Below are 8,909 nucleotides of genomic sequence, written 5' to 3'. Positions count from 1 at the left end.
CCCCACCGCCACCGAACCCCCCGCCCTCACCCGCTCCCCCTTCGCGTCGGACACCTTCACCTCCGCCACCTTCGTCACGGTCGGCAGCGGCCCCCGGCTCGCGCTCGCCGCCGTCTGGCTCCTCACCCGGGCCGGCATGCTCCTGCTGCTCCTCCGCGACGACCTCGGCATCGGCGGCGTGGCCCGCGAGGTGGCGCTCTACGAGCACTGGTACGGGAAGTTCACCGCGGGCACCTTCCCGCCCGGCGACGCCACCTGGCAGTACCCGCCGGGGGCCGGGCTCGTGATCATGTCCCCGGGCGCCCTCCCCTGGCTCACCTACTTCCAGGCCTTCGTCACCCTCACCCTCCTCGCCGACGCGGTCGTCACCCTCGCCCTCGCCCGCGCCGACGGCGCGCGCCTCACCCACGGCGCCTGGATCTGGGTCTGCGGCCTCCCGCTCCTCCTGCACCTGCCCCTCGCCCGGTACGACGTCCAGACCACCGCCCTGGCCGTCCTCGCCCTGCTCGCCGTCACCGCCCGGTCGACCGCCGCCCACCAGCTCGGCGGGGCGCTCGCCGGGATCGGGGCGATGGTCAAGGTGTGGCCGGCGCTGGCCCTGCTCGGCACGCCCCGGGGCCGTACCACCCGGCAGGCGTGGACCGCCGCCGCCGTCACCGCCGTCGCGCTCCTCGGCACCCTCGCGCTCTTCTTCTCCGAGTCGCTCGGCTTCCTGCGCCAGCAGGGCGACCGGGGCATCCAGATCGAGTCCCTGGGCGGCACGGCCCTCGCGCTCGCCCGGTCCGCCGGCGTCTGGCCGGGGAGCGTCGAGTTCCGTTACGGCGCCCTGGAGTACGTCGGCCCGTACGTCTCCACCCTCGGCCACCTCTCCCTGCTGTTCACCGTCATCGCCCTGGGCTGGCTGGTCCTCTGGCGCGTCCGGGCCCACCGCTGGACCCCCGCCACCCCGTACGACACGGCCTTCGCCGCCGTCCTGCTGTTCACCGTCACCAGCCGGGTGATCAGCCCCCAGTACATGATCTGGCTGCTCGGGCTCGCCGCCGTCTGCCTGACCTCCCGGCACACCGTGATGCGCCCGGTGGCGCTGCTGCTGCTCCCGGCGGCGGCGCTGAGCGCGCTCGCGTACCCCGTGCTCTACTTCGACGTCATCGACGGCACCCCCACCGGGCTCGCCGTCATGGTGCTCCGCAACGGCCTGCTGCTCGTCGCGGCCCTGCTCGCCGCCCGCCGCCTGTGGACCTCGACGGTCGCCGCCGCGCCGGAGGAGTAGCGGGGAACGGCGAGGGGCCCCGCCGGAGAACCGGCGGGGCCCCTCGTCCGCGTACGGCCTAGCTGTGCGAGCGGAGCAGCGTGCGCATCGTCCGCATCGCCACCGACAGGTTCGCCAGGTCGAAGGTGTCCGAGCCCTGGATCTCCTCCAGGGTCGTCCGCGCGCGGCCCAGGATCGCCGCGTTCTTCTCCTCCCAGGCCTTGAACCGCTCCTCCGGGCCCGCGTCGTCGCCGCCCGCCGTCAGGACGTCCTGCGTGAGCGCCGCGTGCGCCGCGAACAGGTCCTCGCGGATCGAGGCGCGGGCCATCGACTGCCAGCGGTCGTCGCGCGGCAGCTCGATGATCCGGTCCATCAGGTCGGTGATCCGCAGCCGGTCGGCCAGGTCGTAGTAGACCTCGGCCACCGCGAGCGGGTCCGTGTCCGTCCGGTCCGCGATCGCGACGATGTCGAGCGCCGGGAAGGCGGAGGAGAAGCCGGCGACCCGCCGCGCGAGCTCCTCCGGCACGCCGAACCCGGTCAGCTCGTCCAGGATCGACCGGTACCACTCCAGGTCCGCGCCGCGCAGCAGCTCGGGCAGCCGCGACCAGACCTCCTCGACGCGCTCGGCGAAGAACTCGATGGTCTCGGTGAGCCGGAGCGGCTGCGGCCGGTTGTTGAGCAGCCAGCGCGTGCCGCGCTCGACGAGCCGGCGCGAGTGCAGCCGCATCCGGGTCTGGATCTCGGCCGGCACCCGGTTGTCGAGGGCCTCGACGGCGTCCCAGACCCGGCCGAGGCGGAAGACGACGCGGGCGGCGGTCTGCGCCCGGACGATCTCCTCGATCGACGCGCCGGTCTCCTCGCGGAGACGGTGCAGGAAGGTCGAACCACCGGCGTTGACGGTGTCGTTGACCAGGACCGTGGTGACGATCTCGCGGCGCAGCGGGTGGCCGTCGACGGCCTCGGTGAACCGCTCGCGCAGCAGCGACGGGAAGTACGCGTGGAGCAGCCCGGTCAGGTACGGGTCGTCCGGCAGCTCTGTGCCGATCAGCTCGTCGGCCAGCGTGATCTTGGTGTACGCGAGGAGGACGGCGAGCTCCGGCTGGCTCAGGCCCTTGCCGTTGTTGAGGAGTTCGCGGATCTGCCGGTCGTTGGGCAGGAATTCCAGGGAGCGGTCGAGGGCCCCGTCGCGGCCCAGGCGGCGCATGAACCGCTGGTGGGCGTGGAGCAGGGACGGCGACTGGGCGACGGCGTTGGCCAGGGCCGTGTTCTGCGCGTAGTTGTTGCGCAGGACGAGCGTGCCGACCTCGTCGGTCATCTCCGCGAGGATCTTGTTGCGCTGCTTGACGGTCATGTCGCCCTCGGTGACGAGCCCGTTCAGCAGGATCTTGATGTTGACCTCGTGGTCGGAGGTGTCGACGCCGGCGCTGTTGTCGATGGCGTCGGTGTTGACCTTGCCGCCCTCGCCCCCGGGGCCGCCGGAGCGGGCGAACTCGATGCGGCCCAGCTGGGTCGCGCCGAGGTTGCCGCCCTCGCCGATCACCTGGGCGCGCACGTCCTGGCCGTCGACGCGGATGGCGTCGTTGGCCTTGTCGCCGACGTCGGCGTTCGACTCGGCCGAGGACTTGACGTACGTGCCGATGCCGCCGTTCCACAGCAGGTCGACGGGCGCCTGGAGGATCGCCTTCATCAGCTCGGCCGGGGTCATCTTGGTGATCCCGTCCTCGATGCCGAGGGCGGCCCTGACCTGCGCGTTGACCGGGATCGACTTGGCGCTGCGGGGGTGGACACCGCCGCCCGCGGAGAGCAGCGAGGTGTCGTAGTCGGCCCAGGACGAGCGGGGCAGCTCGAAGAGGCGGCGGCGCTCGGCGTACGAGACGGCCGCGTCGGGGTTCGGGTCGAGGAAGATGTGCCGGTGGTCGAAGGCGGCGGCCAGGCGGATGTGCTCGGAGAGCAGCATGCCGTTGCCGAAGACGTCGCCGGACATGTCGCCGACGCCGACGACGGTGAAGTCCTCGGTCTGGGTGTCGTGGCCCAGCTCGCGGAAGTGGCGCTTGACCGACTCCCAGGCGCCGCGGGCGGTGATGCCCATGCCCTTGTGGTCGTAGCCGGCCGAGCCGCCGGAGGCGAACGCGTCGCCGAGCCAGAAGCCGTACGCCTCCGCGACGCCGTTGGCGATGTCGGAGAAGGTCGCGGTGCCCTTGTCGGCGGCGACGACCAGGTAGGTGTCGTCCTCGTCGTGGCGGACCACGTCGACCGGCGGCACGACCTCGCCCGCGACCAGGTTGTCGGTGATGTCGAGCAGGGCCGAGATGAACGTCTTGTACGAGGCGATGCCCTCGGCCATCCAGGCGTCCCGGTCCACGGTCGGGTCCGGGAGCTGCTTGGCCACGAAGCCGCCCTTGGCGCCGACGGGCACGATGACGGTGTTCTTCACCATCTGCGCCTTGACCAGGCCGAGGATCTCGGTGCGGAAGTCCTCGCGCCGGTCGGACCAGCGCAGACCGCCCCGGGCGACCTTGCCGAAGCGCAGGTGGACGCCCTCGACGCGCGGCGAGTACACCCAGATCTCGAAGGCGGGGCGCGGGGCCGGCAGGTCGGGGATGGCCTGCGGGTCGAACTTCATCGACACGTAGGAGTGCGGCCGCAGGTCCGAGTCCTTCCGGCCCCCCTTGTCGCTTCCCTCGCTGGCGCTCTGGAAGAAGTTCGTCCGCAGGGTGGCCTTGATGACGGTGAGGAAGGAGCGCAGGATGCGGTCCTCGTCCAGGCTCGCGACCTGGTCGAGGGCGGCGTCCAGCTCTTCGAGGAGCGCGTCGATCAGCTCGGTGCCGGCGCGCTGGCGCTCCGGCGCCATCCGGGCCTCGAAGAGGTTGACGAGCAGCCGGGTGGTGTGGACGTTGTTGCGGAGGGTGTCCTCCATGTAGTCCTGGCTGAAGGTCGCGCCGGCCTGGCGCAGGTACTTGGCGTAGGCGCGCAGCACCATCGCCTCGCGCCAGTTCAGCCCGGCGGAGAGGACGAGCGAGTTGAAGCCGTCGTTCTCGGCCTCGCCGGTCCAGGTGGCGGCGAAGGCCTCCTGGAAGCGCTCGCGGGCGTCGTCGCCCAGGGAGACGCCGCTGCCGTTGGTCGCCGGGAGCCGCAGGCCGAAGTCGTAGATCCAGGCATGGGTGCGGTCGGCGCAGCGCAGCTCGTAGGGGCGCTCGTCGGTGACCTCGACGCCGAGCCGGTTGAGGACCGGCAGGACGGCGGAGAGGGAGATCTGGTCGCCCGTCTTGTAGATCTTGAAGCGGCGCTCGCCGGGGCCCGCGACGACCGGCTCGTAGAGCGAGAGCGAGAAGTCCTTGTCGCTGTCGGCGAGGGCCTCCATGTGGACCAGGTCGGAGACGGCCGCGCGCGGCGAGTGGTCGGCCTTGTAGCCCTCGGGGAAGGCGTTGCCGTAGCGGCGCAGCAGCTCGGCGGCGCGCTCCTCGCCCAGCTCGGCGTTGAGCGCCTCGCCGAAGCCGTCGGACCAGGAGCGGGCGGCCTCGACGAGCCGGCCCTCGATGCGCTCGACGTCGGCGTCGGTGAGCTTGGCCAGCTCGGTGCCGGGTTCGACGCGGACGACGAAGTGCAGCCGGGAGAGGATCGACTCGGTGTTCCAGGCGGTGAAGTCGACGCTGGTGCCGCCGAGCTCCTCCTTCAGGATCTCGATGATCCGCAGCCGGACGCGGGTGGTGTAGCGGTCGCGCGGCAGGTAGACGAGGGCCGAGTAGTAGCGGCCGTACTCGTCCTGGCGCAGGTAGAGCCGCAGTCGGCGCCGCTCCTGGAGGTAGAGGACGCTGGTGACGACGGCCTGGAGCTGGTCGGCCGGGGTCTGGAAGAGCTCGTCGCGCGGGTAGGTCTCCAGGATCTGGAGCAGGTCGCGGCCGTCGTGGCTGTTCGGGGAGAAGCCGGCGCCCGCCAGGACCTCCTGGACCTTGCGCTTGACGACCGGGACGCGGCGGACGGACTCGGTGTAGGCGGCCGAGGAGAACAGGCCGAGGAAGCGGCGCTCGCCGACGACGTTGCCGTCGGCGTCGAACTTCTTCACGCCGACGTAGTCGAGGTACGAGGGGCGGTGCACGGTCGAGCGGCTGTTGGCCTTCGTCAGGATCAGCAGCTTGTGCTCGCGGGCCTTGGCGCGGGCGTCGGCGGGCAGCCGGCTGAAGGAGGGCGACACGGGGTGCGCGTGGTGGCCCTCGTCGTCGCCGGCGTGGCGCGGGTCGGAGCGCAGGATGCCGAGGCCGGTGCCGGGCACGGCGGACAGGGCGTCGCCGTCGACGAGCTGGTACTCCCGGTAGCCGAGGAAGGTGAAGTGGTCGTCGGCGAGCCAGCGCAGCAGCTCGCGGGCCTCCTCCACCTCGGTCGGGCGCAGGTCGGAGGCGGTGGGCTCGTCGGCGAGGCCGTCCGCGATGCGCAGCGCGGCGTCGCGCATCTTCTCCCAGTCCTCGACCGTCTCGCGGACGTCGGACAGGACGCGCAGCAGGTCGGCGGTGATCTGCTTGAGGTCGGCGCGGTCGGTCTCGCGGTCGATCTCGACGTGGATCCAGGACTCGGTGAGCGCGTCGTGCGGCAGCTCGCCGTGGATCTGGGCCGAGAGGACCTCGATGAGGCGGCCGGTGACGTCGCGGCGGACGAGGACCTGCGGGTGGATCACGACGTGGATGCCGCGGCCCTGGCGGGACAGCTCGTTGGTGACCGAGTCGACGAGGAAGGGCATGTCGTCGGTGACGACCTCGACGACGGAGTGGCTGCTGGTCCAGCCGTTCTCCTCGACCGTCGGGGTGTGGACGCGCACGTTCGCCGTGCCCTGCGGGCGGTTCTCCGCGAGGCGGTAGTGGGAGAGGGCGGCGCCGAAGACGTCGACCGGGTCCCGGTCGGACAGGTCCTCGGGCGCGGTGTGCAGGTAGTAGCGCTGGAGGTACTCGAGCACGGTGTCGCCGTCCGGGCGTTCGCCCGAACCGTCCGGCCCCGTCGGAAGTCGCCCCCCGACCGGGCTGTGCTCAGCTACCCGGGCGGCCCTTTCGAGCAGCTCGGCCTTGGCTTCGTCCAGCTTGGTCTGCATGTCCTCTGACTCCTGGCCGCGCGCCGTTGCGCGACATCGGTGGAAGGAAGGGCACAACGCCTCCACGTCGTGTTTCCGCGGAAGACGACGTCATGCCCGAATGAGAGAAACCCGGGTCGTTGTCGGCCACTGACCGTGGCACACCCGGGTGGAGGGGATCGGCGAACGCACGGTCGGCCCGGCCGCCGGAGCGGGTCGGGCGGCAGCCGGGGGCTTCACTGCCCCCTCGGCGTATCGCGCTGATCACGACGAAAGCCTATCGCTCCCGACCCCCGCCCCGTCATGAGCCGTATGTGTACAAAAGAGGGGACGGAAGTTTGACGTTATGGACAGTGACACATGTCCCCTTGGCACGGCATCCGACCTTCTGCGAGCTGGGAGAGCCATGGTGAGGATCCTGATCGTGACCGGGGACGCGGCGGAGTCGCTGGAGGTGCTGTACCCCTACCAGCGCCTCCTGGAGGAGGGGTACGAGGTCGACATCGCCGCTCCGGCCCGCAAGACGCTGCGGTTCGTGGTCCACGACTTCGAGCCCGGCTTCGACACGTACACCGAGAAGCCCGGCTACACCTGGCCCGCCGACCTGGCCTTCTCGGAGGTCGACCCGGGGGCGTACGCGGCGGTGGTGGTCCCGGGCGGCCGGGCGCCGGAGTACCTGCGCAACGACCCGGAGCTCCGCAAGATCCTCAAGGCCTTCTTCGACGCGGACAAGCCGGTGGCGCAGATCTGCCACGGCCCGCTCCTGACGGCGGCGACCGGCAGCCTGGACGGCCGCCGGGTCACGGCCTATCCGGCCCTGGAGCTCGACATGCAGGCGGCCGGGGCGTCCTTCCGGGACACGGCGGCCGTGGTCGACGGCCTGCTCGTCTCCTCCCGGGCGTGGCCGGACCACCCGGTCTGGATGCGGGAGTTCCTGAAGGTCCTCCGCTCGAAGGGCTGAGGACCGGGGGCTCCGTCCGTACGCGCGGAGGGGCTAGACCAGCTCCTCCGCCACGGCCACCGCCTCCGCGAGCGAGTCGACCACCGGCACCCCCACCCGCTCCAGGGAGGCGCGGCTGTGCGAGCCGCCGGTGTAGAGCACGGCCTTCGCCCCGACGTGCGCCGCAGCGAGCGCGTCGTCCGCCGCGTCGCCTATGACCACCACCCGCTCGGGCAGGATGCCCTCCAGGGCGGCCAGGTGGCGGACCATGTGCCCGGACTTCCCGTCCGTGGAGGTGTCGGTCCGCCCGTCCATGCGCAGGAACCGCTCCGCGATCCCGTGCCGCCGCACGAGGGGGACGAGGTCGGCGTGCGGCGCGAGCGAGAGGAGGGACTGCGTGAAGCCGGACGCCTGGCGCGCCGCGAGCAGCTCGGCGGCGCCGAGGGTCAGGCCGCAGCTCTCGGCCCGCTCCCAGTAGTGCCGGTGGAAGACCCCGTCCATGAGGGTCCACTCGGCGTCGGTGGGCAGCCGCCCCATGAGCCGCTCGTAGAACTTCGGCACCGGCACCATGTACAGCTCGCGGTACCGCTCCAGCGTGAGCGGTGCGAGTCCCAGCTCGGCGAAGGCGGCGTTCGTCGCCCCGATGATCGCGTCGATGTCGTCGAGCAGCGTGCCGTTCCAGTCCCAGACCAGGTGCTTTCCGTGCTTCCCCATGGAAGGACGGTACCCGTCGCCCCGGACGGCGAAGAGCGCGGAGCCCCCTTGGGATCCTCCCGTGACCCTCAGCCCAGGAGCCCGGGGATCTCCTGCACCCCGAACCACAGCAGTTCGTGGTCCTCGGCCCCGTCCACGGTGAACCGCGCGTCGTCGTCGCCCAGGTCCGCCGCGCCCAGCGCGTCCGCCGCCGCGCCCAGCGCGTCCGCCGCCGCGCTGACGTCCGCCTCGGCGTCGTCCGCGTCGGCGTGCACGGCCGCGGCCTTGGCCAGCGGTACGGCTCCGGCGATCCGGACCTCGCCGACCGAACCGGCGTCGAGCCCCCGGTCGGGGTCCGCGACCGCGTCCTCGTCGGCCACGTCGACGGCGACGACGATCCGGCGCCGGGGCGCCCCGGGGTCGGCGGCGAGCAGCCGCAGGGAGGCGGCGGCGGCCCGGCCGAGCGCCGCGTACTCCAGCTCCTCGATGTCGTCGGAGACGTACCACTCGCGCAGCGCGGGGGTGACGGCGTAGGCGGTCAGCGGGCCGGGGCCCAGCTCGCCCGCCTTGTGCGCCTGTGCGAGACCGGGGAGGGTCAGGGGGACGTAGACGCGCATCGGCTGGCCGCTTTCGTAGAGGGAGAGATCCTCAGGATACGTGCGGAGTCCCCCTTCGGGGCGGCGGGCCGGACGTGCCGGCCGTCCACCGCGGGAGCCGTGCGCCGGACCTCCGGAGAGCCGATTTCCAGCCGCGTCACCCGGATAGGTGATCCCGTTCCGGACCGCCCCGGGGCGGCCGGCTCCTTGCGGCGCCCCGGGGCCCCGCCGTACAAGGTCCCCAACGGAAGTTACTGACCGGTACCACCCGGTTACGCAACGACAGGGGCCCACCATGACCACCACGCTCACGAGCACCGCCACCGGCACCGCCCGGCCCACGGCCACGGCCGCCGCCCCCTCGACCACCGCCTC

5 protein-coding genes are annotated in these 8,909 nt (G+C 72.3%); 2 read left to right on the top strand and 3 right to left on the bottom strand.

The window, feature by feature from the left end; all coding sequences use genetic code 11:
• The first annotated feature begins 136 nt into the window (after positions 1–136).
• Positions 137–1,270: a glycosyltransferase 87 family protein gene (locus ADL08_RS06880; protein WP_063885248.1), complete on the top strand. Its 1,134-nt coding sequence runs from the start codon at positions 137–139 to the stop codon at positions 1,268–1,270.
• A 58-nt stretch (positions 1,271–1,328) separates the two neighbouring features.
• On the opposite strand, the gene ADL08_RS06875 is transcribed toward ADL08_RS06880, so the two are convergent.
• Positions 1,329–6,326, bottom strand: coding sequence for an NAD-glutamate dehydrogenase (locus ADL08_RS06875; protein ID WP_053641167.1), 4,998 nt, complete (start codon positions 6,324–6,326; stop codon positions 1,329–1,331).
• A 385-nt stretch (positions 6,327–6,711) separates the two neighbouring features.
• Between ADL08_RS06875 and ADL08_RS06870 the strand changes: the two genes are divergently transcribed.
• Positions 6,712–7,266 carry a DJ-1/PfpI family protein gene (locus ADL08_RS06870; protein ID WP_053641166.1) on the top strand — a complete coding sequence of 185 codons (555 nt, stop codon included), beginning with the start codon at positions 6,712–6,714 and terminating at the stop codon, positions 7,264–7,266.
• 33 nt (positions 7,267–7,299) lie between these two features.
• Here the strand turns inward: ADL08_RS06870 and ADL08_RS06865 are convergent, their stop codons facing one another.
• Entirely contained in the window at positions 7,300–7,959 is a 660-nt protein-coding gene (locus ADL08_RS06865) for an HAD family hydrolase (protein WP_053641165.1), read from the bottom strand.
• Positions 7,960–8,027: 68 nt separating this feature from the next.
• Positions 8,028–8,555 carry a DUF6912 family protein gene (locus tag ADL08_RS06860; RefSeq protein ID WP_053641164.1) on the bottom strand — a complete coding sequence of 176 codons (528 nt, stop codon included), beginning with the start codon at positions 8,553–8,555 and terminating at the stop codon, positions 8,028–8,030.
• Positions 8,556–8,909: the final 354 nt, after the last annotated feature.

It is taken from the genome of Streptomyces sp. NRRL F-6492 (genome assembly GCF_001280125.1).
Classification (GTDB): domain Bacteria; phylum Actinomycetota; class Actinomycetes; order Streptomycetales; family Streptomycetaceae; genus Streptomyces.
This window is presented reverse-complemented; position numbering and strand designations above follow the sequence as displayed.

Coding starts and splice junctions, on each gene's coding strand:
- ADL08_RS06860 (WP_053641164.1), bottom strand. CDS start 8,555: ATGCGCGTCTACGTCCCCCTGACCCTCCCCGGTCTCGCACAGGCGCAC.
- ADL08_RS06870 (WP_053641166.1), top strand. CDS start 6,712: ATGGTGAGGATCCTGATCGTGACCGGGGACGCGGCGGAGTCGCTGGAG.
- ADL08_RS06880 (WP_063885248.1), top strand. CDS start 137: ATGCTCCTGCTGCTCCTCCGCGACGACCTCGGCATCGGCGGCGTGGCC.
- ADL08_RS06865 (WP_053641165.1), bottom strand. CDS start 7,959: ATGGGGAAGCACGGAAAGCACCTGGTCTGGGACTGGAACGGCACGCTG.
- ADL08_RS06875 (WP_053641167.1), bottom strand. CDS start 6,326: ATGCAGACCAAGCTGGACGAAGCCAAGGCCGAGCTGCTCGAAAGGGCC.